Origin of the sequence: Longispora albida DSM 44784 (genome assembly GCF_000379825.1) — a bacterium.
GTDB classification, from domain to species: domain Bacteria; phylum Actinomycetota; class Actinomycetes; order Mycobacteriales; family Micromonosporaceae; genus Longispora; species Longispora albida.
Genome location: NZ_KB903837.1, coordinates 314,490 through 339,457 on the forward strand (window position 1 = coordinate 314,490; position 24,968 = coordinate 339,457).

A 24,968-nucleotide genomic window follows, 5' to 3' on the forward strand; every position below is an offset into this window, starting at 1 on the left:
GCGCTGGTCAGGCGGGCTGCGCCGTGCGGGCCTTCTTGGCTGCTCTGAGGCCCAGGAGCCCCATCACGATGCCGATGCCGGCCCACAGGAGCAGGTTCGCTCCGGCGGACACCGCGCGGAAGTCCCAGAGGAGGTTCGGCGGGATCTCCATCGCGTCCGGGTTGTCGGGGAGGACCAGGAAGCTGAGTGCCAGGGCCACCACCGGTACGGCGGCGGTGACCAGGTGCCGGACCGGCTCCGGGCTGCCCTTGGCCGCGAGCCAGGAGTGCAGCAGCATCGCGCCGGCCACCGCGACCAGGCCGAGCACGATCGCGCCCAGCCACGCGTCGGACCTCAGGCCCACGGTGTCACCGTCACCGACACCGGGCGGGGCCGCCGGGTACCGGATGAAGGGGATCAGCCACACCCCGAGGAACCCGGCTCCGGCCAGCCGCAGCGACCGCCGCCACGGCTCGGAGCTGGGCTCAGCCTTGTGCACGAGCGCGTACACCAGGGCGAAGAGGATGCCGAACGCCAGGCCCTCGGCGAAGAGGGCGACCAGCAGCCCGAACCGCTGCTCGCCGCGGGTGAACGTCTCCTCGCCGGTCTCGCCGGCCGCCGCCGACCTGGCCGACTCGATGTCGATCAGTTTCCCGATCACCGGCTCGGCCAGCAGGTACGCGAATCCGCCAGCGACCACGCCGGAAACCCCGCCGGCCGCGAGACCGCGGCCGAGCAGGGTGACGACCGAGGCCATCAGTGGCAGGGAGCGCCGGCGAGGTGCCGGGCGTCGTGCGTGAACTCGTGGATGAAGTTCTGGTCGAACGACAGCTGGCCGAGGATCGGGGCCAGCAGCGCGCCCTGGTCGACGAAGACCGAGTACAGGGTCAGCAGGGCGAACGCGAGGGCGATGCCGACGATGACCGCGTCGCGGACCGGCCGCCAGCTGAGAGCGCCTTCGGCGGTGGTCACGGGGGTGATGGATGCCATCTCCGCTACTCCTTCCCGGGGTGTCCCCGCCCCGGTATCCAGGAGAACGACGGGTCAGTGTCCTGACTCCCGGATCGTTGTCCTCGACTCACCTTCCCGCCCCTCAGGGGGCAGTGGCCAGCACGAGGGAGGACTCCCCGGTCACAGTGGCGGGACCGTCCCGGACTCACACCGGGTTCCTGCGCACCGTCGTCTCATGTTCAATTTGTGCGTTCCCAGGATCGTGCCCCCGGCCCCGGCCGTCAACCCGGAGGGTGTGCCCTTGGTCACAGGGTGGAACGATCCGCCCTCTGACCAGTGAACAGGGACAATCCCTTGAGGACCCCCCATCTAGGACTACTCCTTTTCCCTTCAATTGCGGGCATTGTTCACCCGACATTCGGGTTCCGTAATACTCAGGGTGGAGCCGGCGTGGCTGCTTCTCGTTCAGCGGGCTGATGGGGAAACGGGTTCGCGCACCTATCGTGATCGGCGTGGGGGAGAAGATCGCGCTGGCTGACGGCGTCTGGGACGTGCGGATAGCCAACGGCTGGTTCGTGCTGGTCATCGCGCTGCTGACCGTGGGGGTCGCGGCGTTCGCCGCTGTCACCTGGGACTGGGAACGCCTCCGGCGGACCCGGCGGGCGGCTGCCCTGCTGCTGACCCAGATCATGGTGATCCTGACCTGCGCGGCCGGCGTGAACGCGCAGTCCAATTTCTATGCGACGATCGGCGACCTGTTCGGCAAGGGCGCGAGCGGCGGGCACGGCTCGATGACACCGCCGGGGACGCCGGTACTGGACCACACGGCCCCGACCGCCACGTTCGGCCAGTGGCTCACCGCCCGGCGCGCGCCGGGCCGGGGCGTGGTCGTGCCGCTGGTCATCGCGGGCAGCCGGACCGGGTACCGGCTGCCGGCCCGCCTCTACGTCCCCGACGCGTACTTCGCCCAGCCGGAGCGGCGTTTCCCGGTACTCCAGCTCCAGGCCGGGTACCCGGGCACGGTGGAGAGCTGGACGAAGAGCGTGGGCATCCCCGAGATGCTCGACCGGCAGATCGCGTCTGGCCGGATGCCCCCGGTGATCGCCATCGCCCCCGAGCAGAACCCGGTCCGGGGCCGCGACAGCGAGTGCGTGGACGCGAACGGCGGGCTGCGCGCCGAGACGTACCTGGTGCACGACGTGCGCGAGACGCTCGGCCGGTACCTGCGGCTCACCACGGACCGCACGGGCTGGGCGCTGATGGGCTACTCGACCGGCGGGTACTGCGCGGTGAACCTCGCGCTCCGGCACCCGGAGAAGTACTCCTCGGCCGTCAGCCTCTCCGGGCACTTCCAGCCGATCGTGGACCGCAGCACCGGCAACCTGTACCGGGGCGACGCCGCCCAGCGCCGGGCCAACGATCCGATGTCGACGGTCGGCGACACCCGCCAGCTGCCGATCCGGTTCTACCTGTTCGCAGGCAAGAGCGACACGGTCGCGGTGAAGGCCGCCGGTGAGCTGGCCGGCCGGGTACGCAAGCCGGACGAGGTGATCGTGGCCGACGCCCCCGGCGGGCACAACTTCAACGTGTGGAAGAACGGGATGCCCGGCATCCTCACCTGGCTCGCCGAGGGCATCCGGCACTGCACTTCCGCCGCCTAGGCGTCAGATCTCAGGCGCGCGTGCAGGTGCATGCTGTGCCAGCCGTCGGCGTGCAGGTGGGCCGAGCGCAGCGTGCCCTCGTACTGGTAGCCGCAGGCCTGCGCCACCCGGCAGGACGCCTCGTTGCCGACGGAGTGGTGCAGGTCGAGCCGGTTCATGCCGAGGTCGTGCAGCAGCCAGCGGGTCAGCTCGTTCACGGCCCGGGTGGCGACGCGCCGGCCACGGGCGGCGGGCATCACCCAGTAGCCGATGCCGGCGTAGCCCTCCTCCAGGCTCATGCTGCCGAGCCCGAGGCGGCCGAGGACGGCGTCGGTGCCCGCGTCGGCGATCGCCCAGCCGCCACGGGTACCGGCCTCCCACAGCGGCGCCCAGGACAGCGCCCACGCCTCGGCTTCCTCGACGCTGTCCATCACGCGGGCGTGCCAGCGCTGGATCGCCGGGTCCTGGTACGCCTCGTAGACGGCGGGGGCGTCCTTGGCGAGCCAGGGCCGGATGACCAGGTCGCCGGCCGTCAGGGTCGGCTGGGGCGGGAGCGTGGGCGGCAGGGCCGGGATGATCAGGCTGGGCATGCAGTCATGATCACAGATCGGGTGCTCTCGTTCACGCCAGGGCGAGGTCCGGGCCGTCCTCCGGCTCGTGCCGTGGCGACGGCACCTTGTAGTCGTCGGTGAGCAGGGTGGTCGGGCCCGGCCAGGTCGACTGGGTGACCTCGATCGGGTGCCGCTGCCCGTCGTAGCCGATGTGCAGCAGGGTCAGCACGGGGGTGTCCGCCCGGATCTGGAGCGTCTCGGCCTCGTCACGGTGCGGCAGCCGGGCGCTGAGCTGGTCGGTCGCGTAGACGTACTGGCGGCCGGTGACCTCCTCGACCTCCTGGTACAGCGGGCGGGTCAGCGGGGCCAGGCCCTCCAGCGCGCTGCCAGCCACCTCGCTCGCGCGCAGCCAGGTCGCGCTGACCTCGACGACCTGCTCCTGGCTGGTGATGACGGCCCGCCGGACGAGCAGCTCGGTACCCTCGGCCACCCCGAAGGCCGCAGCCACCTCGTGCGGGGCGGGTGCGCGGCCGACGAGCGTGAGCCGCTGCCTGTACCGGGCACCCGGGTCGGTGTGGTACCCCCGGGTCGTCCCGTACCGGCCACGGGCCAGCCGGGCCAGCCGCCGCCGGACCCCCCGGACGTACGTGCCGGAGCCGGGGCGGGTGATCAGCAGCCCCTCGATCCGGAGCTGGTCGATGGCCCGCTGGGCGGTCTGCTTGGCCACGCCGTAGATGTGCCCGATGTCGGGAATGGAGGGCAGCTTCTCGCCCGGCCCCCAGTCCCCGGCCTGGATCTTGGCCCGGATCTGGTCGGCGATCTGCCGGTGCGGCCACTCGGTGGCCCCGGGGTTCACGGACACGCTGACCTCCCTGCCTGGGCTGACCGGCCGCCCCGGCCGGTACCGGCTATCCACTGTGGCGCTCCTGGCCCAGGGTCCTAGGATGTCATACGTTCCCGGGATTCCGGCCGCCAATCGGACACCGCGGCAATCCGGCGTGCCCCGCCCAATCCACCCCACAAGCTGATCTTTCAGGGTCAGGTGGCCGATGCCGCTCAGATCGAGGGTAAACGCAAGGGGTTTCCCCGTTCCTGGCCAGGGTGCTCGCCGCATAGGTTCGGGCTAGCCGGCGCCGCGTGCCGTGCCGCGGCGGCCGCCTGGTTCTACCCAGAGGGGGGTAGGTGGAGGGAGCGGGTGGGCAGTGCCTGCTCCCTCCTTTTCCAGGGAATGGAGAATGGCCGGATGGAGTATCAGCAGCTCCTGGAGCACATCCGGGCCGAAGTTGTTCCTGCGGCGGGTCGCGGGCGGGTCGCCGACTACATTCCGGCGCTCGCCGCCGTGGACCCCGGCCGGTTCGGGATGGCCGTCGCGACCGTCGACGGCGAGGTCTACGGGACCGGTGACTGGCGGCTGCCGCTGTCGATCCAGAGCGTGTCCAAAGTGTTCAGCCTGGCGCTCGTGCTGCGCGAGGACGGGGAGAAGATCTGGTCGCGGGTGGGGCGGGAGCCGTCCGGCCATCCGTTCAACTCGCTGCTCCAGCTGGAGCACGACCAGGGCATCCCGCGTAATCCCTTCATCAACGCCGGAGCCATCGTCGTCACCGACCGCCTGCTGACGCTCACAGGTGATGCCCGGTCGGCCGTGCGTGACTTCCTGCGTACCGAGGGGGAGAGCTCCGCCGTCGGCTTCGACCCGGTCGTCGCGGCCTCCGAGGCGGACCACGGGCACCGCAACGCCGCTCTCGCCCACCTCATCGCGAGCTACGGCAACCTGGAGAATCCGGTACCCGACGTGCTCGACCACTACACCTGGCAGTGCTCGGTCGTCATGACCTGCCGGGAGCTCGCGCTGGCCGGCCGGTTCCTGGCCCGGCACGGTACCGGGGCGTCCGGCGAGCGCATCCTGTCCCGCAGCGACGCCAAGCGGCTCAACGCGACGATGCTGATCGGCGGCACCTACGACTCGGCCGGCGAGGTCGCGTACCGGGTCGGCCTGCCTGCCAAGAGCGGCGTCGGCGGCGCGATCCTCGCCATCGTGCCGAACAGGTGCGCCGTCGCGGTGTGGGGCCCGGGGCTCGACGCCAGCGGCAACTCGGTCGCCGGCCTGGCCGCGCTGGACGCCTTCACCACACTCACGGGCTGGTCGGTGTTCTAGGGGTTAGCGGTCCCAGCACAATGGCGCCGCCGGTCGTCGCCTGAAGCCGCCAGGGCGCCGCCAGTCATTGTGCTGGGACCGCTTAGCCTTGCGTGCATGATCAAAGTTGCGTTTCTCGGGCTCGGGAGCATGGGCGCCCTGATGGCCGGCCGGCTGCTCGACGCTGGCTACGACCTGACTGTGTGGAACCGGTCGGCTGAGCGGGCCGCCCCGCTGGCCGAGGCCGGCGCGAAGGTCGCTGCCAGCCCGGCCGAGGCGGTGGCCGGTGCCGCCGTCGTGGTGACGATGCTGACGGACGGCGCTGCTGTCCTTTCCGTACTGTCCGAGGCCGCCCCGGCCCTGGAGCCCGGTGCCGTCGTCGCGGAAATGTCGACGATCGGCCCCGGCGCCGTCGCCGAGCTCCGTGCGCTGCTCCCGGCCGGAGTCGGCCTGGTCGACGCCCCGGTACGCGGCAGCCTCCCGAAGGCCGCCGCCGGCACCCTGGGCATCGGGGCCGGCGGCTCGGAGGCGGACTTCGCCGTCTGCCAGCCGGTGCTCGGCGTCCTCGGCACCGCCTCGCTGATCGGCCCGCTCGGCACGGGCGCCGCGGCGAAGCTGGTCGTCAACGCGGTGAACATCGCCGCGTTCACGATCGCCGGCGAGGCGCTGGCCCTGAGCACCCAGCTCGGCATGTCCCAGGAACTCGCCGTCGAGACGCTGAAGGACACGGCCGTGTCCTTCATCCTGCCCCGCGTCGAGGCGCGCCTGGCCAACCCCGAGGCCCCGGTCGACTTCGCGCTCGGCCTGGCGGCCAAGGACATGCGGCTGGCGACGGAGGTCCGCGACTCCGCGGTGCTGGCCGCCACCCGCGACGAGCTGGCGGCCCGCGAGGAACGCGGCGACGGCCCGAAGGACTTCAGCTCCGTCGTTCTCTGACGGCGTGTACGCCGCAGGACACTACCGTCCTGCGGCGCCTGCCAGTTCCTTCTGTGTACCCCGGTGGGCGGAGCGCCCGGCCGCTGCCACCACTCCGGCCAGGACGATCCCGGCGATGAGGAACAGCGCCTGGGCTGGCAGCCGGTCGGCGAGTACGCCCGCGAGCATCGCGCCCGCCGTCCCGCCAGCGTTCCCGGCCGTGTTCACCCAGATCGACGCCCGGGTACGCGCTGCCGGCGCCACGACCGTGTCGCCGATCGAGTACGCGATGATCAGGGCAGGCGACAGGCACATCCCGGCGGCGAACAGCCCCGGCACAAGCAGCCACCACGTACCCCCGGCGGCGGCGAGCCCGGCCACCACGGCCGCGAGCGCGAGGCACACCACGTTCAGCCGGTACCCGAGCGGACGCCGCCAGGCACGCCGTCCGTACAGGAGCCCGCCGACCGCGCTCCCGGCGGCGATGGCTGCCTCCAGGGGCCCGGCCACCGCCGGGTGCCCGGCCTGCGTGGCGATCACCGGGACGCCCACGTACACCAGTGACATGGCCGACGAGACTCCCGCGAGCATGACGAGAGCCCGCACGAACCCTGCCGCGCGCAGGGGACTCTCCGGCGGGCCCTGCTCCGCGCTCCCAGCGGCTTCCCCGGTAGCCGCACCCGGTCCTGGACTGCTGACAAATGCCACCGTCCCGACCGCGAGGACACAAACCCCTGCAAGGACAGCTGACTGCGGGCTGAACACTCCTACCAGGACACCCGTGACCAGTGGCCCTGTCGTGAACAGGACTTCCTCCGTCACGGCGTCCAGCGCGTACGCCCGCTGTACGTCCTCCCGGTCCACCAGGCGCGACCACATCACGCGCATGGAGGGCCCCAGCGGCGGCGGGCTGGCACCGGTCAGCGCGCCGATCGCGACCAGCGCGACGACGGGCGCCTCCCAGCGCAGGGCGATGAGCAACACGACATTCCCGGCGACGTAGCCGAGCATCAACGGAATCAGGGCACGGCGGCCGTACCGGTCGACGAGACCGGCCCGCCACGGCCCAGCGAGCACGATCGTCGCACCCGTCGCGGCGGCGACCAGGCCAGCGGTGGTGAACGACGTGGCCTGCGCGACGGACAGCAGCAGGCCGAGCGGAAGGATGGCGTAGGCGAGGCGGCCCAGCGCGGCGGTGAGGAACAGCCGGCGGGCACACGGGACACTGAGGACGGCACGGTAAGACGTGCCGCCGGACGGCGACATGATGAGAACTCCCGGAGAAGACGAACTGGACGAGCGACGGCGATGGGTACGCGTCCTCGTCTAGTCCGGCCGGGAAGTGATCATGAGCGGCAGCCTAGCACCAGCCTGCCGTTCAGTCCTCGGGGTAGTGGAAGGCTTGATCCAGGGCGACGTCCAGGGCGCGGGCGATCTGGAAGGCCATCTCCAGCGACGGCGAGTACTTGCCCTGCTCGATCGCGTTCACGGTCTGCCGGGTGACGCCGATCCGCTCGGCCAGCTCGGCCTGGGTCATCTCCCCGGCGGCGAACCGGAGGGCTCGGATGCTGTTGGTCACCCGGGTCGGCTTCACCATCGGGGCAGCCCCCGCCGGTACGCGAAAATCTTGAGCGCCGAGCTGAGCACCGCGCCGAGCACGAACGCCAGATAGATCACGTTCGCGATCCAGAAGTGCCGGACCTCGAGCATCGCCAAGCCGAGCGCCGCGGTCGCCCCGGCCAGCACGAGCCACTGCCCGATGTACTCGCCGAACCGGTAGATGTCCCGGTCGCGCTCGTCCGGCTTCTCCTCGCCCCGGTGGAAGAGGATCGACACGGCGATGTGCGCGATGATGCTCGTCACGATCGCCCCGATGATCGTCCACAGCAGAGTGGCCTGATAGGACACGTCGGCCAGCGCGGACCCGGAGTCACCGGCCCGGCCGAGGACCGCGATCACGTACCAGGTGTAGGCAGCCACCGTCACCAGGCCCATGATCCATGCGCGTCGTTCTTCGATGGTCATGCCCCGAATGTAAAGCTAGGCAGACATCAAGTCAAGTTTTCTTGACATGACTGTCGCGGACCGGGCATCCGTGACGCCGGGCATGACTGGCGGCCGTGACAACTCCAGCGGTCAGAGAGTGGTTAATGGTTTCGAGATACAAGTTACTCGCTGTGCCGGCATTCTCGCGCCATTAGTTGCACGGTACATCTCTTACTTGCGAGGTGAAAGCAATTGGCATTCGTGAGTAGCGTGCAATCCGGACGGGTCCGACTTCGGTTCGTCTGGTCTCAAATGGACAGCGGTGCCGGGCCGATTTCGGGTGTTTCCCCACGGTTGACTCCAGCCATTCCTGGCAGCTTTGCAGGCCGTGTGACCTGCGAAATATTGTCCAGTTGAAGACTTGCGAATGCCCAATGGCACTCAGATACTTGGCTTGTTACTGTGACTCCTACTTGGACTGACGGCGCGCTTGACGCGGGTGTCCAACATGGAGCAGAGCTGAATAGATCTGCTCGGGCAAGTAGCGGGGGAGCGGGCGGACGGCTCGCAATGATGGGAAGTCACCGAACAGCGCGGGGATCGCGGAGGGTAGTCACGTATGCGCAAATTCGACAAGGCAGCCGCTGAGTCCAAAGTGGTGGGGCCGATCGATGTCACTCGGTGGGAGCAGTTCGGGCTGAATGCCGCGGTGCCCTTCCAGGCGATGTGGTACACCGTTCCGCCGCTGTCGGCGAGCGTGCTCGACCGGCACCCCGAGCTGGAGCTGTCCATCGTGATCAGCGGCGCGGCGGACGTGGAGTCGATCGAGTCCGGCAGCTTCACCCCGGTCGTGGCCGGCGACGGGTTCCTCTTCGACACCGAGGAGGGCCACATCATCCACAACCGGTCGGAGACCGAGCCGGTGACCATCTTCGCCGCCTACTGGATGCCGACCGGCACGCCGCTCGACGGCCCGGCCGAGAAGCTCGAGGAGGCCGCCCAGTGAGCGAAACCCCTGGCTACACCGTCATCACGATCCCGCCGCCGACCCCGAACGGGCCGCTGCACATGGGGCACATGTCCGGCCCGTTCATCGGCGCCGACTACGCCTCGCGTGCGCTGCGCGCCCGGGGCCGCAAGGTGATCACGATGGCCGGCGTCGACGTCAGCCAGAACTGGGTGCTCACCCGGGCCGAGAAGGACGGCGTGGACGTCGACGAGATGACCGCGCGGTACATGGACGAGATCGAGCAGGCGTACCAGAAGGCCCGGATCGGCTACGACGCCTTCGTCGACACCCGTGACGACGTGTTCCACCAGGCGATGGCGCACGTGGTGGGCGCCATGACCGACCGGGGCGGCCTGAAGCTCAAGGAGATCACCCTCCTGCGCTGCTCGGACTGCGCGCGGACCCTGCACAGCTCCTACGTGTCCGGTACCTGCTCGTGGTGCGGCAACGGCTCGGCCGGCGGCTCCTGCGAGGGCTGCGGCGGGCACACCTCCGCGGAGAACCTGACCGATCCGGTGTGCGCCCGCTGCGGCGGCGCGCCGGAGGAGTTCACCGTCGCCTGCCCGGTGCTGGTGATGGAGGACTACCGGGAGCAGCTCCAGCAGTTCTGGTCGAGCGCCCGGGTCACCGACCGGGTGCGGGCGCTGGCCAAGCGGTACCTGGACAACGGCCTGCCAGAGGTCCCGATCGCGTACCCGACGAACTGGGGCATCCACTGCGAGGCCGACGGCGACCTGGCCGGGCTGCGCGTGGACGTGTGGGCCGAGCTGGCCCTGAGCTACGTGCCGGGTGTCGCGTGGGCGATCGACCCGCAGGCGCGGACGCTGGACGAGTTCCAGAAGGCGTTCGAGCAGGTCGACGAGGTGTGGCACTTCCACGGCCTGGACAACGCGTTCTACTCGGGCGTGCTGTGGCCGGCGCTGTACTTCGCGGCGGGCTTCGACCCGATGCCGCTGAAGGGCGTCAACCTCAACGAGTTCTACACGCTCGACGGGCTCAAGTTCTCGACCAGCCGCAACCACGCCATCTGGGCGCACGAGCTGCTGGCCACCGAGGATCCGGCGCTCGTCCGGCTGTACCTGGCGTGGGACCGGCCCGACCGGTACTCCAGCGACTTCACCCGCGAGGCGTACGAGGCGTTCCGCGACTACGTCCGGCCGATGGTGTACGGCGAGGCGACCGCGACCCCGTCGCTGCCGCCCGTGCTGGCAGCCGCCGAGCTGCGCCGTGGCCTCGCCGCGCTGGAGCTGCCCCGCTTCGACCCGCCGCTGGCGGCGCGGAGCCTGCTGTCCCTGCTGGCGGCCGGTGCAGACGCCGGGCCGCTGTTCGAGGCGCTGACCGGACAGGAGCAGTCGCAGGCTCCGGGGCAGGAAGGGTAGGCGAGTTTCGGTGCGGACGTGCATCATCGGCGGCGGGCTGGCTGGTTCCCTGCTGGCCTGGCGGCTGGCGCACGAGCCCGGCGCGGCCTGGGTCGACCTGCTGCTCGGCGGGAGCCTCGTCGAGGACGCGACCGAGGCGTCCGGTGGCATCACCCGTGGCTACGAGTCCGAGGCAGCCCAGCGTGAGCTGGCCACGGAGAGCATCACGGAGCTGCTGGACAGCCCGGTGCTGCGGTCCTGGTCGGGTTTCCGCCGGACCGGCTCGGTGTACGTCAAGCCCAGCGCGGCCGGGCTGGCCAGCGAGATCGCCGGCCTCCCCGGCGCGGAGCTGGCCGACCTGGCCGATCTGGAGAAGCAGGGCTGGCGCGGCCTGCCCGACGGCAGCGCCGCCGTGATCGAGCCGGAGGCCGGGCACCTGTCGCCGGCCAGGCTCCGCCAGGCGCTGCTCGCCGAGCTGGCCCACAACTCGGCCGTCACGGTGTTCGCCGGCGAGGCCACGGGCCTGACCCTGCGGGACGCCTCGATCAGCGTGACGGTCGGCGGCCGGGTCCGCGAGTACGACACCGTCGTGGTCGCCGCCGGGCCGTGGACGCCGTCCGTGCTGGGCCTGGCTGGCCTGGACACCTCCGGCTACCGGACGAAGTCCATCCAGTACTCCGTCTACCCGGTCGGGGACTGGCGCCCGCCGCTGTTCGTGGACGAGGCGACGAGCCTGTACAGCAAGCCGTACAGCTCCGACAGCATCCTGCTCGGCCTCGCGACCAGTGAGTGGAACGTCCCGCCGGGTCTCGGCCCGGTCGACCTGTCCCTGCAGGACGCCGCCGCGGCGCTGGCCGCCGAACGGTTCCCAGAGCTGCGGCTCGGCCCGGCTCGCCAGCGGGTCAGCGCCACCGACTGCTACACAGACCCGCCGATCCTGGCCCTGCGCCAGGCGGCCGGCGGGCACCGGCTCTTCACTTTCACCGGCGGTTCCGGTGGTGCGGCCAAAACCGCGCTCGCCGCCAGCCGGCGGGCCGCGACCCGGCTCGCAGAAGCCTCCAGAAAGGATTGACGATGAACGAGGCAGAACTGCCGTATTACCACACCGTGGGGGTTGGCGCCGGTCCGGCGAACCTGAGCCTGGCGGCCCTCTACGAGGAGGCGACCACCGAGAGCCTCGCGCTGTTCGAGAAGTCCGGCGGCCCGCAGTGGCACCCTGGCCTGATCTTCCCGGGCGTCAGCATGCAGACGTCCTGGATGAAGGACCTGGTCACGCTCGTCGACCCGCGGCACAAGCTGACCTTCCTGAACTACATGGTCACAGAGGGCCGGTTGTTCGCCCTGCTCAACTCCCAGTTCGCGACGATCCCGCGCAAGGAGTACGAGCGCTACATCAAGTGGGCCGCCCGGCAGATCCCGAACATCCACTACAGCTCGCCGATCGACCGGATCTCCTTCGGTGACGGTGGCTTCACGGTGTACTCCGACGGCAGGGCCCTCGCCCGCTCCGAGCACCTCGTGGTCGGCGTCGGCTCGCGGCCGTACATCCCGGAGGCGCTGGCCGGCCTGCCCGCCGACCGGTCCTTCATCGCCGACCACCTGTCCGACCACATCGACACGATGGACCGCAGCAAGACGGTCGCCGTGGTCGGCGGCGGCCAGACCGGCCTGGAGAAGGTGTCGCGGCTGCTGAGCGCCGGCTTCACCAACGTGCTGTGGATCGGCCGCCAGCCGTGGTTCCAGACGATCGACGACTCGTCGACGGCCAACGACATCTACCGGCCGAACTACAACGAGTTCCTGCACACCCTGTCCCGGCCGACCCGTAAGCGGCTGGTCACGGGGCACCGGCTCACCGGCGACGGCATCACGCCCGGCTCGCTGGCCGGCCTGTACCAGCAGAACTACAACGGCCACCTGGAACTGGGCCGGTTCCCGGCCACCTTCCTGCCCGGCCGCAACGTCGACTCCAGCGAGGTCGTCGGCGACGACATCGTGCTGCACTGCCGTGCGACGGAGAAGCTGGAGGAGTACCGGGTCGGCTACGTGGTCGTGGCGGTCGGCCGGGAGATCACCCCGGTCCCGTTCGACTCGGAGCTGGCCGAGCGCATCGACATGGACGAGGACGGCGAGATGATCGTCGACGCGGACTACTCGGTGCGGTGGAAGGGGATGAACGGCCACCGGATCTACGCCTTCAACCGGGCGCGGTGGAGCCACGGCATCCAGGACGGCTCGCTGACCCAGCTTCCGCTGCGCGCGGCGATGGTCATCAACTCGATCCTCGGCCGCGAGGTCTACAAGATCTCCGACGAGATGTGCCAGACGAAGTGGAGTTGATCGGAAATGGTTGACTACGCATGGGCTCCGCCGCTCGGTGAGCAGCGGATCAACTACGACGGCAAGACCCTGCGCCTGGTGAAGGCCGACCCGCCGGTGCCGGACGGCGAGATCCCGCGGGGCGAGTACCACCAGGACGGCGAGCTGATCTGGGCCGAGATCTACGGCTCCCACGTCCAGATCGGGCGGATCGTCGGCACGTCCCGCGAGGACGGCGTGCACGAGGCCGCCTACATCCAGGTGATGAAGGACGGCACCGTCGTCGCCGGTACCCTGCGCAGCATTCCGGAGATCCTTCCCGACGGCCGGATCCGGGTCGAGGACCACTGGGCGCGGATGGACGGCTCCTCCGGTGTGTCCTACATCGAGGAACCGATCCCGGGCTCCAGCTCCTTCGGCTCCGTGCCGCTCATGGAAGCCGCGCACTCCCAGTCCAGCTAAAGCACAGCACAAAACTCAGCACCAGGAGAAGGACCAATGCAGCGTTACGCAGTCATCGTCGACCCGCTGTCGACCGGCCGTGAGTACCCGGCGGCCTTCCGTGAGGCGGGTGTCGAGCCCATCGCGGTGATGACCGCGCCGGAGCCGGCCCCGGCCTTCATCGCCAGCTGGCACCCGGAGAACTTCGAGCACATCCTCTACTACGAGGGTGACATCAAGGCCCTGGCCGAGAAGGTCAAGGCTTTCGACCCGATCTGCGTGGTCCCCGGCTCTGAGACCGCGACCGAGGTCTGTGACGCCCTGGTCGAGGAGGTGCTGCCCGGCACCCTCAACGACCCGGCCCGCACCCTCGCGCGCCGTGACAAGTGGGAGATGGCCGTCGCCCTCCAGAAGGCCGGCGTCCCGCACCTGCGCCAGATCAACACCGCCGACGAGGCCGAGGTGGCCGCGTGGCTGAAGGAGAGCGGCCTCGAGGGCAAGAAGCTGGTCGTCAAGCCGCCGAAGAGCATGGGCGCCGACAACGTGCACGTCGTCGAGGCCGGTGCCGACTGGCGGCACGCGTTCGGTGAGGTCGTCGGCCAGGAGAACAAGGCCGGCTTCATCAACGAGTCGGCGATCGTGCAGGAGTTCGCCGAGGGCGTCGAGTACCTGATCGACTCGTACTCTGTGGACGGCAACCACGCCTTCGTGGACATCTGCCGCTACGTGAAGGTGCAGCGCGGCGACCGTATCGGCATCTACGACCAGGTCAACTTCGTCGAGCACGACGACGCGGACGCGCAGCTGGTCTGGAAGTACGTGCTGGAGGTCCTGGAGGCCGTCGGCATCCGCAACGGCTGCGGCCACACCGAGGTCATCCTGACCGAGGAGGGCCCCCGCCTGCTGGAGATCGCGGCCCGCCCGGCCGGCGGCGGTCACCAGATCATCACCACGGTGGCGACCGGCACCAACCAGATCCTGCGCACCGTGGCCCACCGGGTCCGCGGCGAGCAGCTGCCGGACTTCCGCCTCATCCAGCAGGTCCGCGGCACGTTCGTCTCGGCGGACGCGCACGGCGTGTGGAAGAACGCTGAACTGTTCGACGGCCTGAAGAACGGCGAGGTCCCGGCCTACTTCGAGGACGGCATCGCCTACAAGACCGGCGACGTCGTGCCGCTGACGGTCGACCTGTTCACGCCGATCGGCTGGATCATCCTCGCCGCCCCGACGATGGCCGACATCGAGCGCGACTACAAGTGGATCAAGGACAAGGAGTCCCAGATCATCATCGAGCCGGTCGCCTAGTACCTGGCTCAGCCGTGTGACCCGGCCCTCCCTGAATGGGGCCGGGTCACACGTGTATCCACAATGGCCGATACCGTGGCCCATGTTCATCAACGGGGAGTTCCGCCGGCTGTGGGCGGGGCAAGCGGTGTCGACGCTGGGCGACACGGTGTTCACGACGAGCCTGCTGCTGTGGGTGGGCACCGTGCTCCTGAAGGGCAGCCAGGCCGCTCCGGCGGTCAGCAGCGCGTTTCTCGCGCTCGTCGCGCTGACCGTGGTCGTGGCGGCTCCGGTCGCGGGGGTGCTCGTCGACCGGTGGGACAAACGCCAGGTGATGCTCCGCGCGGACCTCGCACGGTTCCTGCTGGTCGGTACGCTGGCGGTCGTCGCCCTGCTTCCCCGGATGCCGATCGCGCTCACCCTTTCCCTGACCGGGATCCTGCTCGTGGCGGCCACTGTGGCCGGTCAGCTCTTCGGTCCGGCGCGGCTGGTCCTGATCGGTGACATCGTCCCGGCCGAGCTGCGCGGGCGCGCCGCCAGCTACAGCCAGGCGAGCGCGGCCGTCGCCACCATCCTCGGCCCGGCCGTCGCCGTCCCGCTGCTGGTGTTCGCCGGGGCTGGATGGGCGTTCGCGGTCAACGCGGTGTCGTTCCTCGTGTCGTACACGATGATCTGGTTTGTCAGGGTGGACAGCCCCGGCCGTGAGCGGGACCGGCTCCGCAAGGAGATCCTGGTCGGGCTGAGGTTTGTCGCCGGGCACCGGGTGCTGCGCTCGATCCTGGTCACGGGCATGGTCGTGATGCTGGGCGCCGGCTGCCTCACCGCGCTCGACGTCTACTTCGTGAGCGAGAACCTGCGGGCCGGCGCTGGCTGGTTCGGCGCGATCAGTGCCGTGCTCGGAGCGGGCATGCTGGCGGGCTCGCTGAGCGCCGGTTTCCTCGGCGACCGTTTCGGTCACGCGAAGGTGCAGGCCTGCGGGCTGATCGCGGCCGGGACAATCTTTTTCGTGTACTCGCGGATGAGCGAACCCTGGCCAGCGATCGTCCTCATCGGACTGTTCGGCGTGGCGGCCGGCGCACTGGAGACGGTCTTCACGCCGCTGCTCCTCGAACACACCCCGCGCGAGTACCAGGGCCGCGTCTTCTCCGTCTTCACCCCTGCCTACCGGCTGTCGTCGATGCTCTCGGTCGCCCTGGCCGGCGCGGTCGCCGGAGCCATCCCGATCGGCGCACGGTACGCGGGCTTCGGCCGGATCGACGCCATCTTCGCGGTGACGGCACTGCTGCTCGTGGTCGCGGGCGTCTACGCGGCGATCGTGGCGCGAGACTGAGTCACATGTGGGCGTGCGGTGGGAACGCCGGAGGCTGCGGCTGCGGCGGGCGGTTCGAGCGCTGTACGAGCAGGATGATGCCGCTCACCAGCGAAGCGAGGACGGCCAGCAGCGCGGGGACCGCAGCCAGCAGGAACGGAACCCGCCAGGTGGTAACCGACCCGAGTACAAGCCACGACACGGGCCCGGCGACGAGCGACAGCAGGATCACGCAGCCAGCTGTCAGTCCCGCCACCATGCGACCGGGGCCCGTCTTCGCGACCAGAGCGGCCGTGACGCCCCAGGCCAGGCCGGCGGCGAAGCCCGTCACGCCCCGGCCGATCAGCAGCACCGTGCTGTCCGAGGCCAGGGAGGTCAGCAGGCAGCCTGGTACGAGGAGTGCAGCGGCGGGCATCGCGACAGCGGTCGGCCACCTCGACCCGGCCAGGGCGCCGATCACGGCCGCGAGCACCGCGGGGACCAGGTACACGGCGAAGTTCCAGATGACCGACGTGTTCGGCAGGGCGAGGTCCCGGCTGATGGCCGTCCAGCCCTCCCCGATCGTGACCGTGAGCAGGAACGCGCCCACCGCTGCGGCGATGACCGGCCCGATCAGCAGCCAGCCCGGCCGCGGCACGGGCTGGGGAGCGTGTTGGGCCGTACCGGGAAAGGGCTGGTTCATCCCAGGGAGCATAGGGGTACCACGCCAGCAGGCTGAGGCAGGACGGGAGAATGTCCAGCATGGACGACCGGACCCGCGAGATGCTCGACGCCGAGGTGGGCAGGCAGCTGGCAGCTCACGGCCAGGTACAGCCGCCGTGGCGCGCCTACCCGGACTACGAGCGGTACAGCATCGGCTGGCGGATGGGCAACGGCGAGTGGCACATGATGACCTGGGGTCACTGGTGGCAGGCAGCCTTCCCCGGCGAACCGGAACGGCTGGCCTTCTTCCGCGCCGAGCCCCCGCCCGCCGAGTGGCTGGACTGGGCCGCGTACCAGATCTGGCCAGACCTGGGCTTCGGCGAAGCCGGCATCACCCGCCTGGCCGACCACGGCATCGGCCCGGCCTAGCCGGGTTTGTGGCCAGCTGGCTGGGCGGCAGCGTGTGCCTATAGTGGACCGATGTTCGTCCGGATGCTGGGGTCGTGGCGTGCGGGGAACGGCATGGTTCATCCCGGCGAGGATCCGGGGCGCCGTGCCAGCGGAGCCGAGAGGCCAGCCAGTGGATGGCCGGCCTCTCGGCTCCGCTCAGCCCAGTTCGTGCATCGTGCCGCCGAACAGTGCGCCCTGTGCCGCGCTGAGCCTGCCGACTACGCCCACGTTGGCCTGCACGGGCGCGCACCGGATGGCCAGGCCGCCGTACCCGTTGGCTCCCCAGCCGTTGGGCGCGACCGAGAAGATACCCCAGTTGAAGATGTACTCGATGAGCTCGCCGTCCGGGCCGGGCATCGCGTGGTGCAGCGGCCGGACCCGGTGCTGGAGGATCGAGCCGCCGTCCATCGAGGACGCCACAGCCTCGCGCCATTCGGCGTCGGTCCGCTCCCAGCCCAGCACGACCCCGGCGCCGCCGTGCAGGAGGGTGGGCTTGAGGGCGAGCTCCTCACGGTTGGCCAGCGCGTACTCGAGCAGGTCCGCCTTGACGCCCGCAGGCGTGGTGACCTGGCCGGGGTTGGTGATCCGGGTCCACGGCAGGATCCGGTCGAGGCTGGCCCGTTCCTCCGCGGTGAACAGTTTCCGGTTGTCCTCGTCGGACAGCAGCGCCAGCGCGGCCTTGGCGGCGAACGCCTCGCAGCCGATCGGTGCGAAGATCTTCACCTCGCCGCGCTCGGCCGCCGCGATCAGCGGCTCCATCAGGGCCGGGCCCTCAGGCTCGTTGACGTGCTGGAGCATGAAGATCCGGTAGATGACGTCCAGCGGGCGGCCGTGCAGCCAGACCCGGCCGTCGTGGTACTCCAGCTCGCCCAGGTGACCGGCCAGCGACTCCACGCCGAGCGTGGCGGTGTGGTGCTCTGCGGACTCCCGGATGGCCTGCTGCTGCACGCCGGTGAACTCGCCCGGCCAGTCGACCAGGCCAATCACGGGCCGTCCGGCGCGCGGCGTGCCGGTCTCCGCGAGCATGGTGGTGATCTGCTCGGCGATCGTGTCGACGTGGCCGAGGTTGTTCGCGGCTGCGAACTCCGCGAGCAGCGGGTGCCTGAGCGCGCCGTCGACCTGGAGGCCCTGTTCCAGGCAGCCGATCTGGGTACCGACGTTGTATTCGAGGATCTTGAATCCGCTCGCGTCGGCGTAGAAGTCGGCCCGGCTGAACTTCGTCAGCGGCTGGCCGGCCTGGGTGCGGACCGCGAACTCGACCTGCAGCGGGCTGAGCCCGACGGCGCGGGCGAACGCGGCGAAGTCCCCGCCGAACGCCTTGGCTGGCAGGCTCTCCAGCGCCGCGTGCATGTTGGTCAGGTCGCCGTGCAGCTGGCTCAGTTCAGCGTGGCTGATGAAGGCCGGCATCGGCGCGCACCGGCCGCTGCTGACCGTCATCAGCAGCGAGGGATATGCCTCGGCAGGCAGGAGCTCTCCCGCCGTGAGGCCACGCTCCGCTACCGCTGCCAGGTAGCGCTGCGTGAGAGATTGTCCGCTCATCGTCATTCCTTCCCCCGACGGCCGGCCCGGTATGCGACGGGCGCGCTAGCGTCGCGACATTCAGAAAATGTGGAAAGTCAGGTGCGATGACGACGTTACTGCCCGGCGATTCATTCTTCATATGATCGACATGCGGCGATACAAAACTGTGATTACGGAATCCGATTTGGACAGTCCCCTATGGGCAAAAGGTGCGGACGGCGCCACGGATAACGAAACTGGCCGCCCCGGCGTCTGCCGGGGCGGCCAGCGGTGAAACGAGGCTCCGGTGCGCTTACTCCGCCGGGGCGATCTGGTGCATCGAGGAGCCGAACTTGCACTCCGGCGAGGCATAGACGCTGATCACGGCGATGTTCGCGGACTCGGGAGCCATCCGGCACATGATGCCGCCGAAGTTGTCCGGGGTGGACGCCACCGAGAACACGCCCCAGTTGTTGACGAACGGGACCAGCTCGCCGTCGGCGTCCGGCAGCTGCTCGAGCAGCGGGCGGACCCGCTTCTGGAGCACCCACTGGCCGTCCATCGACTCGGCCAGGCGCGCGGCCCAGGTCTCGTCGTCGGTGTCCCAGCCGAGCAGGACGCCCTTGCCGCCGTGCAGCAGGGTCGGCTTGAGCGCCAGCTCTTCGCGGTTGGCGAGGGCGTACTCGACCAGGTCGGCGGTGCCGCCGCCCGGGACCGTGACGGTGCCGGGACGGGTGACCCGGGTCCACGGCAGGATCCGGTCCAGGCTCTCCAGGATGTGCGGCTCGAAGACGTGCCGGTTGGCCTCGTCGGACAGCAGGGCCAGCGCGCCCTTCGTGCCGAACACCTCGCAGCCGATCGGCGTGAAGATCTTGACCTCGCCCCGCTCGGCAGCCTCCAGCAGCGGGACCATGATCTCCTGGGCCTCCGGCAGGAGCAGGTGCTCCAGCATGAAGATCCGGTAGATGATGTCGATCGGCTTGTCGCCGATCCACACCCGGCCGTCGTGGTACTCCAGCATGCCCAGGTGCGCGGCCACCGAGTCGATGCCCAGCTCACGGGTGTGCCAGTCGGCCGACAGGTGCAGGGCTTCCTCGATCAGCTCGTACTCGCTCGGCCAGTCGCACAGCGCGACGGTCGGCCGGGCGTCGGCGGGCAGGCCGCACTCGACGCGGATGCTGTTGATCTGCTCGTACACCGGGTCGGTGTAGGACAGGTTGTGCTTGGCGGCGAAGTCGCGGAGCACCTGGTGGGAGGCGAGCTGGGCGCGGGCCAGGACGCCGCTCTCGAGGCCGCCGATGGTGCTGCCCATGTTGTACTCGAGGATCTTGAAGCCGTCGCCGTCCTGGTACGTGTCGGCCCGGGCGAACTTGGTGGCTGGCACCCCGTCCTGGCTGCGCACGATCCACTCGATCTGCGGGCCGGTCATGCCCACCGCGCGGGCGAACGCGGCGAAGTCCCCGCCGAACAGCTTCTCGGGGATGCTGGTCAGCGCGGCGTGCAGGTTCGCCATGTCCTGGGCGAGACGCGTGTACTCCGCGTGGTCGAGGAAGACCGGCCGGGAGGCACAGCGGCCCTCGTAGAAGGCCTTGAGGATGTGCGGGACCTGCTCGGTCGGGAGCAGATCGGCGGAGGTCAGTTTCTGGTCACGGATCTCGTTCAGGTAAAGCTCCGTGAGGGAATTGCGCGTCATAGTGCAGGCGTCCCTTCTAGCCTCGGCCCACTATCGCGGCCGAGGCTACTGTGGACACACAAGTTTCGCTAGTCCAGCCAGGACAGATGGCAATTGGGTGAGGTAAAGCTCACCGAAAATGTCTGAAGTGGATAAGAACGCCCTCGAATTTACTTGGCTGGCGGAAGTTATTTCCTGTACCTGCGACTACTGTGCGTTCCCGTCCGCGCGCGCCCGGCCCTCGCTCACCGTGAGCGCCGGGCGGCTCGGCGACGGCTCACGCCTGGGCGTTCGGCCCGCCGCGCCGCCGCAGGTACTTCTCGAACTCCCTGGCGATCTCGTCACCGGACAGCGGCCGCAGTCCGGCGTCGCCCTCCCGCTGCTCGAGCTGGCGGACGTAGTCGCCGAGCTCGCTGTCCTCCTCGGCGAGCTGGCTGATCCGCCGCTCCCACTCAGCGGCCTCCTCGGAGAGGTCGGCCAGCGGCACGGGCAGGTCCAGCAGCTCCTCGATGTGGTGGAGGAGGGCCAGGGTGGCCTTGGGGCACGGCGGGTTCGACGCGTAGTGCGGGACGTGGGCCCAGAAGCTCACCACGTCCAGCTCGGCCCGGGTCGCCGCCTCGTGCAGCACGCCGACGATGCCGGTCGGCCCCTCGTAGCGGGCGCCGACCAGGCCCAGCCGCTCGGCCTCCGCCGGGTTGGCCGAGGTGCCGGACACCGGCAGCGGCCTGCTGTACGGCACGTCGGCGAGCAGCGCGCCCAGCAGTACGATCCGCTCGACGCCCAGGCTGTGGCACAGCTCCAGGATCTCGTTCGAGAAGGCCTTCCACCGCATGTTGGGCTCGATGCCCCGGATGAGCACGATGTCCCGGTCCGCCCCGGGCGGGCTGGCCACCAGGAACTGGGTCGACGGCCAGTCGATCCGCCGGGCCTCGCCGTCGACCAGGGAGATGACCGGCCGGGTGACCTGGAAGTCGTAGTAGTCATCAGGATCGATGGTCGCCAGGTGCCGGGCGTCCCACACGGCATCGAGATGCTCGATGGCGGCTGTCGCGGAGTCGGCGGCGTCGTTCCAGCCTTCAAAAGCCGCGATGGCGATGGGGGAGCGCAGCACGGGCAGCCCGTCGAATTCGGTCACCCGGCCAGCCTACGTCGCTGGAGCGCGCGGTAGGTCACAGCGGTGCCGGGTGAGTTGGCCGACTAGGCTGGGCGGGTGACGATTTCGCTGCTTGACGCCTTGTCCCGCCGAGTACTCGTCTGTGACGGTGCGATGGGGACGATGCTCCAGGCCCACGATCTGCCGCTGGCGGACTTCGAGGGCCAGGAGGGCTGTAACGAGATCCTGAACGTCACCCGCCCGGACATTGTCAGGACCATCCACGAGGCGTACCTCGCCGCCGGCGCAGACTGCGTCGAGACGAACACGTTCGGGGCCAATCACTCGGCCCTCGGCGAGTACGACATCCCTCACCGAACCCACGAGCTGGCGCTGGCCGGCGCCCGGCTGGCCCGCGAGGCCGCCGACGCCTGGTCGACGCCCGGCCAGCCGCGCTTCGTGCTCGGCTCGGTCGGGCCGGGCACCAAGCTCCCGACCCTGGGCCACGCGCCCTACCACGTCCTGCGCGACGCGTACCAAGCCTGTGCGGAAGGGCTGATCAGCGGGGGTGCCGACGGCATCCTCGTCGAGACCAGCCAGGATCTGCTCCAGGCCAAATCCGCCCTGATCGGTGCGCGCCGGGCAATGACCGCACTCGGCAAGCAGGTCGCCCTGATCTGCCACGTGACGGTCGAGACCACCGGCACGATGCTGCTGGGTTCCGAGATCGGTGCCGCCCTCACCGCTCTCGAACCGCTCGGCATCGACCTGATCGGCCTCAACTGCGCCACCGGGCCCGCGGAGATGACAGAGCATCTGCGGTACCTGTCGCAGCACGCCTCCATCCCGCTGTCCGTGATGCCCAACGCCGGCCTGCCAGAGCTGACCGCCGACGGCGCCAGGTACCCGCTGGGCCCGGCCGAGCTGGCCGAGGCGCTGGGCCGGTTCGTCCGCGAGTACGGCGTGAGCCTGGTCGGCGGCTGCTGCGGCACCACGCCGGAGCACATCCGCCAGACCGCCGACGCGCTGCGGGACCAGGCCCCGGGCCCCCGGACGGTCACCGAGGAGCACGGCGTCGCCTCGCTGTACCACCACGTACCTTTCGTGCAGGATGCCGGGGTGCTGATGGTCGGCGAGCGGACCAACGCGAACGGCTCGAAGGCGTTCCGTGAGGCCATGCTCGCCGCCGACTGGCAGAAGTGCGTGGAGATCGCCCGGGAGCAGACCCGGTCGGGCTCGCACATGCTCGACCTGTGCGTCGACTACGTGGGCCGGGACGGCGCCACCGACATGCGGGAGCTGGCCGGCCGGTTCGCCACCGCCTCCACGCTGCCGATCATGCTCGACTCCACCGAGCCGGAGGTCGTCGAGGCCGGGCTGGAGCAGCTCGGCGGCCGGTGCATCGTCAACTCGGTCAACTTCGAGGACGGTGACGGGCCGGGCAGCCGGTACGCGCGGATGATGCCCATCGTCAAGGAGCACGGCGCCGCCGTGGTGGCGCTGACCATCGACGAGGAGGGGCAGGCCCGCACGGCCGAGTGGAAGGTCCGGGTCGCCAGCCGGCTCATCGACGACCTGACCGGCCGCTGGGGCCTCAAGCTCCAGGACATCATGGTCGACTGCCTGACCTTCCCGGTCTCCACCGGCCAGGAGGAGACGCGCAGGGACGGCATCGAGACGATCGAGGCCATCCGGCGGATCTCCGCCCTGTACCCGGGGGTGAACTTCACGCTCGGCGTGTCGAACGTGTCGTTCGGCCTGAACGCCGCGGCCAGGCAGGTCCTTAACTCGGTGTTCCTGCACGAGTGCGCGGAGGCCGGGCTGACCAGCGCGATCGTGCACGCGAGCAAGATCCTGCCGATGTCGAAGATCCCGGACGAACTCCGCCAGGTCGCACTCGACCTCGTCTACGACCGGCGTGCCGAGGGCTACGACCCGCTCCAGAGGCTCATCGAGCTGTTCGAGGGCGTGGACATGGCCTCGGCCCGCGCGAGCCGCGCCGAGGAACTGGCGGCGCTCCCGCTCGGCGAGCGCCTCCAGCGGCGCATCGTCGACGGCGAGCGCAACGGGCTGGAGGCCGACCTCGACCTGGCCCTCCAGGACCGCCCGGCACTGTCGATCATCAACGACACGCTGCTGGAGGGCATGAAGACGGTCGGAGACCTGTTCGGCTCCGGCCAGATGCAGCTGCCGTTCGTCCTCCAGTCGGCGGAGGTCATGAAGACCGCCGTCGCCCACCTCGAACCGCACATGGACAAGGCCGACTCCACGGACAAGGGCACGATCGTGCTCGCGACCGTGAAGGGTGACGTGCACGACATCGGCAAGAACCTGGTCGACATCATCCTGTCGAACAACGGCTACACGGTCGTGAACCTCGGCATCAAGCAGCCGATCAACGCGATCCTCGACGCCGCGGCCGAGCACGGGGCCGACGCGATCGGCATGTCCGGCCTGCTGGTGAAGAGCACGGTCATCATGAAGGAGAACCTGGCCGAGATGCTCCAGCGCGGCATGGCCTCGCGCTGGCCGGTCATGCTGGGCGGTGCGGCACTGACCCGCTCGTACGTCGAGGACGACCTGCGGGACATGTTCGAGGGCGGAGAGGTGTACTACGCCCGCGACGCCTTCGAGGGCCTGTCCCTCATGGACCGGGTCATGACGGCCCGCCGGGGCGGAGCGGCGGTGCTCACCCCGGAGCAGGTCGAACGGGCCGCCGAGCGCAAGGCCCGCCGGGCCCGCCACCAGGCGATCGTCCGCGAGGACGGGCCGGCACTGGACGACACGACCCGCTCGGACGTCGCGGTGCCCTCGGAGGTACTGACCCCGCCGTTCTACGGCTCGCGCGTCGTCAAGGGCATCCCGCTGGGCGACTACGCGGCGCTGCTCGACGAGCGGGCCACCTTCCTCGGCCAGTGGGGCCTGCGCGGCTCACGCGGCGGGCAGGGGCCGTCCTACGAGGAACTGGTGGAGACGGAAGGCCGGCCGCGCCTGCGGTACTGGCTCGACCGGCTCAGCACCGACCAGGTCCTCGAGGCGGCGGTCGTCTACGGCTACTACCCGGCGTACTCCGAGGGCAACACGCTCGTGGTGCTCGACGAGAACGCGCACAGCGAACGGGCGCGCTTCACGTTTCCGCGCCAGCGCCGCGACCGGCGGCTGTGCCTGGCCGACTTCTACCGGCCGAAGGAGAGCGGGGAGCTGGACGTCGTGGCGTTCCAGCTGGTGACGATGGGCACGCCGATCAGCGAGTACGCCAACAAGCTGTTCGCGGCCAACTCCTACCGGGACTACCTCGAGGTGCACGGCCTGTCCGTCCAGCTCACCGAGGCCCTCGCGGAGTACTGGCACCGGCGGATCCGCTCCGAGGTCGGGATCGCCGACCGGGACCCGGCCGACGTGGAAGGCCTGTTCCGGGTCGACTACCAGGGCTGCCGTTACTCCTTCGGCTACCCGGCCTGCCCGGACCTCGAAGACCGCGGCACCCTCGTCGAACTGCTCGGCGCGGACCGGATCGGTGTCGAGCTGTCGGAGGAGTACCAGCTCGTCCCCGAGCAGTCCACCGACGCCATGATCACGTTCCACCCGGAGGCGAGCTACTTCAACGCCAAATGATGTCGGCCGCGTGACTTCGACGCCGGGAGGACCCTGCTGACCTCAGCGGGGTCCTCCTCGTAGTACGCGTCCTCGTAGCGCGTCGAGGTCGCCGGCCGCGGTGCGGCCATCGTCCGCCCC

23 protein-coding genes and 1 riboswitch are annotated in these 24,968 nt (G+C 70.0%); of the genes, 12 read left to right on the top strand and 11 right to left on the bottom strand.

Going from position 1 to position 24,968, the window contains the following annotated elements; genetic code table 11:
• Window positions 1-7 precede the first annotated feature (7 nt).
• On the bottom strand, window positions 8-736 hold the full coding sequence (locus A3G1_RS37445) for a CbtA family protein (RefSeq protein WP_018353139.1): 729 nt from the start codon (window positions 734-736) through the stop codon (window positions 8-10).
• Window positions 736-969 (bottom strand): CbtB-domain containing protein, encoded by a 234-nt coding sequence (locus A3G1_RS0129635; RefSeq protein WP_018353140.1) that lies wholly within the window; start codon window positions 967-969, stop codon window positions 736-738. The genes A3G1_RS37445 and A3G1_RS0129635 overlap by 1 nt, the downstream gene beginning before the upstream one ends.
• A gap of 34 nt (window positions 970-1,003) precedes the next feature.
• Window positions 1,004-1,174, bottom strand: a riboswitch (cobalamin riboswitch).
• A 268-nt stretch (window positions 1,175-1,442) separates the two neighbouring features.
• Here A3G1_RS0129635 and A3G1_RS37450 point away from each other — a divergent pair.
• The gene (locus A3G1_RS37450) at window positions 1,443-2,591 is read left to right on the top strand and encodes an alpha/beta hydrolase (protein ID WP_157641487.1); all 1,149 of its coding nucleotides are present in this window, start codon (window positions 1,443-1,445) and stop codon (window positions 2,589-2,591) included.
• Here the strand turns inward: A3G1_RS37450 and A3G1_RS0129645 are convergent.
• A complete protein-coding gene (locus tag A3G1_RS0129645; RefSeq protein ID WP_018353142.1) occupies window positions 2,588-3,160 on the bottom strand; it encodes a GNAT family N-acetyltransferase in 573 nt (190 codons plus the stop codon). The two genes, A3G1_RS37450 and A3G1_RS0129645, sit on opposite strands and share 4 nt — an antisense overlap.
• Before the next feature lie 31 nt (window positions 3,161-3,191).
• Window positions 3,192-3,983 carry a GntR family transcriptional regulator gene (locus A3G1_RS0129650; RefSeq protein WP_018353143.1) on the bottom strand — a complete coding sequence of 264 codons (792 nt, stop codon included), beginning with the start codon at window positions 3,981-3,983 and terminating at the stop codon, window positions 3,192-3,194.
• A 381-nt stretch (window positions 3,984-4,364) separates the two neighbouring features.
• Between A3G1_RS0129650 and A3G1_RS0129655 the strand changes: the two genes are divergently transcribed.
• On the top strand, window positions 4,365-5,276 hold the full coding sequence (locus A3G1_RS0129655) for a glutaminase (protein ID WP_018353144.1): 912 nt from the start codon (window positions 4,365-4,367) through the stop codon (window positions 5,274-5,276).
• Window positions 5,277-5,372: 96 nt separating this feature from the next.
• Entirely contained in the window at window positions 5,373-6,191 is an 819-nt protein-coding gene (locus tag A3G1_RS0129660; protein ID WP_026212658.1) for an NAD(P)-dependent oxidoreductase, read from the top strand.
• A 21-nt stretch (window positions 6,192-6,212) separates the two neighbouring features.
• Here A3G1_RS0129660 and A3G1_RS0129665 read toward each other — a convergent pair whose 3' ends face one another.
• From A3G1_RS0129665 to A3G1_RS0129675, 3 genes are all read right to left on the bottom strand, one after another.
• A complete protein-coding gene (locus A3G1_RS0129665) occupies window positions 6,213-7,436 on the bottom strand; it encodes an MFS transporter (protein WP_018353146.1) in 1,224 nt (407 codons plus the stop codon).
• A gap of 112 nt (window positions 7,437-7,548) precedes the next feature.
• Window positions 7,549-7,767, bottom strand: a complete 219-nt coding sequence (locus A3G1_RS0129670) for a helix-turn-helix transcriptional regulator (RefSeq protein WP_018353147.1) — start codon at window positions 7,765-7,767, stop codon at window positions 7,549-7,551.
• Complete coding sequence (locus A3G1_RS0129675) at window positions 7,761-8,195, bottom strand: hypothetical protein (protein ID WP_040480127.1); 435 nt, start codon at window positions 8,193-8,195, stop codon at window positions 7,761-7,763. The genes A3G1_RS0129670 and A3G1_RS0129675 overlap by 7 nt, the downstream gene beginning before the upstream one ends.
• Window positions 8,196-8,775: 580 nt before the next feature.
• On the opposite strand from A3G1_RS0129675, the gene A3G1_RS0129680 reads away from it, so the two are divergent.
• From A3G1_RS0129680 to A3G1_RS0129710, 7 genes are all read left to right on the top strand, one after another.
• On the top strand, window positions 8,776-9,162 hold the full coding sequence (locus tag A3G1_RS0129680; protein WP_018353149.1) for a cupin domain-containing protein: 387 nt from the start codon (window positions 8,776-8,778) through the stop codon (window positions 9,160-9,162).
• The gene (locus tag A3G1_RS37455) at window positions 9,159-10,544 is read left to right on the top strand and encodes a class I tRNA ligase family protein (RefSeq protein WP_018353150.1); all 1,386 of its coding nucleotides are present in this window, start codon (window positions 9,159-9,161) and stop codon (window positions 10,542-10,544) included. Before A3G1_RS0129680 ends, A3G1_RS37455 begins: the two co-directional genes overlap by 4 nt.
• Window positions 10,545-10,554: 10 nt before the next feature.
• Entirely contained in the window at window positions 10,555-11,595 is a 1,041-nt protein-coding gene (locus A3G1_RS0129690; protein WP_018353151.1) for an NAD(P)/FAD-dependent oxidoreductase, read from the top strand.
• A 2-nt stretch (window positions 11,596-11,597) separates the two neighbouring features.
• Window positions 11,598-12,863 (top strand): SidA/IucD/PvdA family monooxygenase, encoded by a 1,266-nt coding sequence (locus A3G1_RS0129695; RefSeq protein WP_018353152.1) that lies wholly within the window; start codon window positions 11,598-11,600, stop codon window positions 12,861-12,863.
• A gap of 6 nt (window positions 12,864-12,869) precedes the next feature.
• A complete protein-coding gene (locus tag A3G1_RS37460) occupies window positions 12,870-13,304 on the top strand; it encodes an avidin-fold protein (protein WP_018353153.1) in 435 nt (144 codons plus the stop codon).
• 36 nt (window positions 13,305-13,340) lie between these two features.
• A complete protein-coding gene (locus tag A3G1_RS0129705; protein WP_018353154.1) occupies window positions 13,341-14,588 on the top strand; it encodes an ATP-grasp domain-containing protein in 1,248 nt (415 codons plus the stop codon).
• 82 nt (window positions 14,589-14,670) lie between these two features.
• Window positions 14,671-15,897, top strand: a complete 1,227-nt coding sequence (locus A3G1_RS0129710; protein ID WP_018353155.1) for an MFS transporter — start codon at window positions 14,671-14,673, stop codon at window positions 15,895-15,897.
• Between the two features lies 1 nt (window position 15,898).
• On the opposite strand, the gene A3G1_RS0129715 is transcribed toward A3G1_RS0129710, so the two are convergent.
• A complete protein-coding gene (locus A3G1_RS0129715) occupies window positions 15,899-16,558 on the bottom strand; it encodes an MFS transporter (RefSeq protein ID WP_026212660.1) in 660 nt (219 codons plus the stop codon).
• Window positions 16,559-16,617: 59 nt separating this feature from the next.
• Here A3G1_RS0129715 and A3G1_RS37465 point away from each other — a divergent pair, with 59 nt between their 5' ends.
• A complete protein-coding gene (locus A3G1_RS37465; protein WP_040480269.1) occupies window positions 16,618-16,947 on the top strand; it encodes a hypothetical protein in 330 nt (109 codons plus the stop codon).
• Between the two features lie 177 nt (window positions 16,948-17,124).
• Here A3G1_RS37465 and A3G1_RS0129725 read toward each other — a convergent pair whose 3' ends face one another.
• The 3 genes from A3G1_RS0129725 to A3G1_RS0129735 all read right to left on the bottom strand — a co-directional run bounded on the left by A3G1_RS0129725 (window position 17,125) and on the right by A3G1_RS0129735 (window position 21,275).
• Window positions 17,125-18,507, bottom strand: a complete 1,383-nt coding sequence (locus A3G1_RS0129725) for a hypothetical protein (RefSeq protein ID WP_026212661.1) — start codon at window positions 18,505-18,507, stop codon at window positions 17,125-17,127.
• A gap of 274 nt (window positions 18,508-18,781) precedes the next feature.
• Window positions 18,782-20,161: a hypothetical protein gene (locus tag A3G1_RS0129730; RefSeq protein WP_018353159.1), complete on the bottom strand. Its 1,380-nt coding sequence runs from the start codon at window positions 20,159-20,161 to the stop codon at window positions 18,782-18,784.
• A gap of 256 nt (window positions 20,162-20,417) precedes the next feature.
• The gene (locus tag A3G1_RS0129735; RefSeq protein ID WP_018353160.1) at window positions 20,418-21,275 is read right to left on the bottom strand and encodes a PAC2 family protein; all 858 of its coding nucleotides are present in this window, start codon (window positions 21,273-21,275) and stop codon (window positions 20,418-20,420) included.
• A 75-nt stretch (window positions 21,276-21,350) separates the two neighbouring features.
• Here A3G1_RS0129735 and metH point away from each other — a divergent pair, with 75 nt between their 5' ends.
• Window positions 21,351-24,848 carry a methionine synthase gene (metH, locus tag A3G1_RS0129740; protein WP_026212662.1) on the top strand — a complete coding sequence of 1,166 codons (3,498 nt, stop codon included), beginning with the start codon at window positions 21,351-21,353 and terminating at the stop codon, window positions 24,846-24,848.
• Window positions 24,849-24,968: the final 120 nt, after the last annotated feature.

Excerpts from the sequence above, each read along its gene's own strand:
- A3G1_RS0129645 (WP_018353142.1), bottom strand. The coding sequence starts at position 3,160 with ATGCCCAGCCTGATCATCCCGGCCCTGCCGCCCACGCTCCCGCCCCAG.
- A3G1_RS0129680 (WP_018353149.1), top strand. The coding sequence starts at position 8,776 with ATGCGCAAATTCGACAAGGCAGCCGCTGAGTCCAAAGTGGTGGGGCCG.
- A3G1_RS0129710 (WP_018353155.1), top strand. The coding sequence starts at position 14,671 with ATGTTCATCAACGGGGAGTTCCGCCGGCTGTGGGCGGGGCAAGCGGTG.
- A3G1_RS0129665 (WP_018353146.1), bottom strand. The coding sequence starts at position 7,436 with ATGTCGCCGTCCGGCGGCACGTCTTACCGTGCCGTCCTCAGTGTCCCG.
- A3G1_RS0129730 (WP_018353159.1), bottom strand. The coding sequence starts at position 20,161 with ATGACGCGCAATTCCCTCACGGAGCTTTACCTGAACGAGATCCGTGAC.
- A3G1_RS0129635 (WP_018353140.1), bottom strand. The coding sequence starts at position 969 with ATGGCATCCATCACCCCCGTGACCACCGCCGAAGGCGCTCTCAGCTGG.
- A3G1_RS0129715 (WP_026212660.1), bottom strand. The coding sequence starts at position 16,558 with ATGAACCAGCCCTTTCCCGGTACGGCCCAACACGCTCCCCAGCCCGTG.
- A3G1_RS37445 (WP_018353139.1), bottom strand. The coding sequence starts at position 736 with ATGGCCTCGGTCGTCACCCTGCTCGGCCGCGGTCTCGCGGCCGGCGGG.
- A3G1_RS0129660 (WP_026212658.1), top strand. The coding sequence starts at position 5,373 with ATGATCAAAGTTGCGTTTCTCGGGCTCGGGAGCATGGGCGCCCTGATG.
- A3G1_RS37465 (WP_040480269.1), top strand. The coding sequence starts at position 16,618 with ATGGACGACCGGACCCGCGAGATGCTCGACGCCGAGGTGGGCAGGCAG.
- A3G1_RS0129705 (WP_018353154.1), top strand. The coding sequence starts at position 13,341 with ATGCAGCGTTACGCAGTCATCGTCGACCCGCTGTCGACCGGCCGTGAG.
- A3G1_RS37460 (WP_018353153.1), top strand. The coding sequence starts at position 12,870 with ATGGTTGACTACGCATGGGCTCCGCCGCTCGGTGAGCAGCGGATCAAC.
- A3G1_RS0129670 (WP_018353147.1), bottom strand. The coding sequence starts at position 7,767 with ATGGTGAAGCCGACCCGGGTGACCAACAGCATCCGAGCCCTCCGGTTC.
- A3G1_RS0129695 (WP_018353152.1), top strand. The coding sequence starts at position 11,598 with ATGAACGAGGCAGAACTGCCGTATTACCACACCGTGGGGGTTGGCGCC.
- A3G1_RS0129675 (WP_040480127.1), bottom strand. The coding sequence starts at position 8,195 with ATGACCATCGAAGAACGACGCGCATGGATCATGGGCCTGGTGACGGTG.
- A3G1_RS0129725 (WP_026212661.1), bottom strand. The coding sequence starts at position 18,507 with ATGAGCGGACAATCTCTCACGCAGCGCTACCTGGCAGCGGTAGCGGAG.
- A3G1_RS0129655 (WP_018353144.1), top strand. The coding sequence starts at position 4,365 with ATGGAGTATCAGCAGCTCCTGGAGCACATCCGGGCCGAAGTTGTTCCT.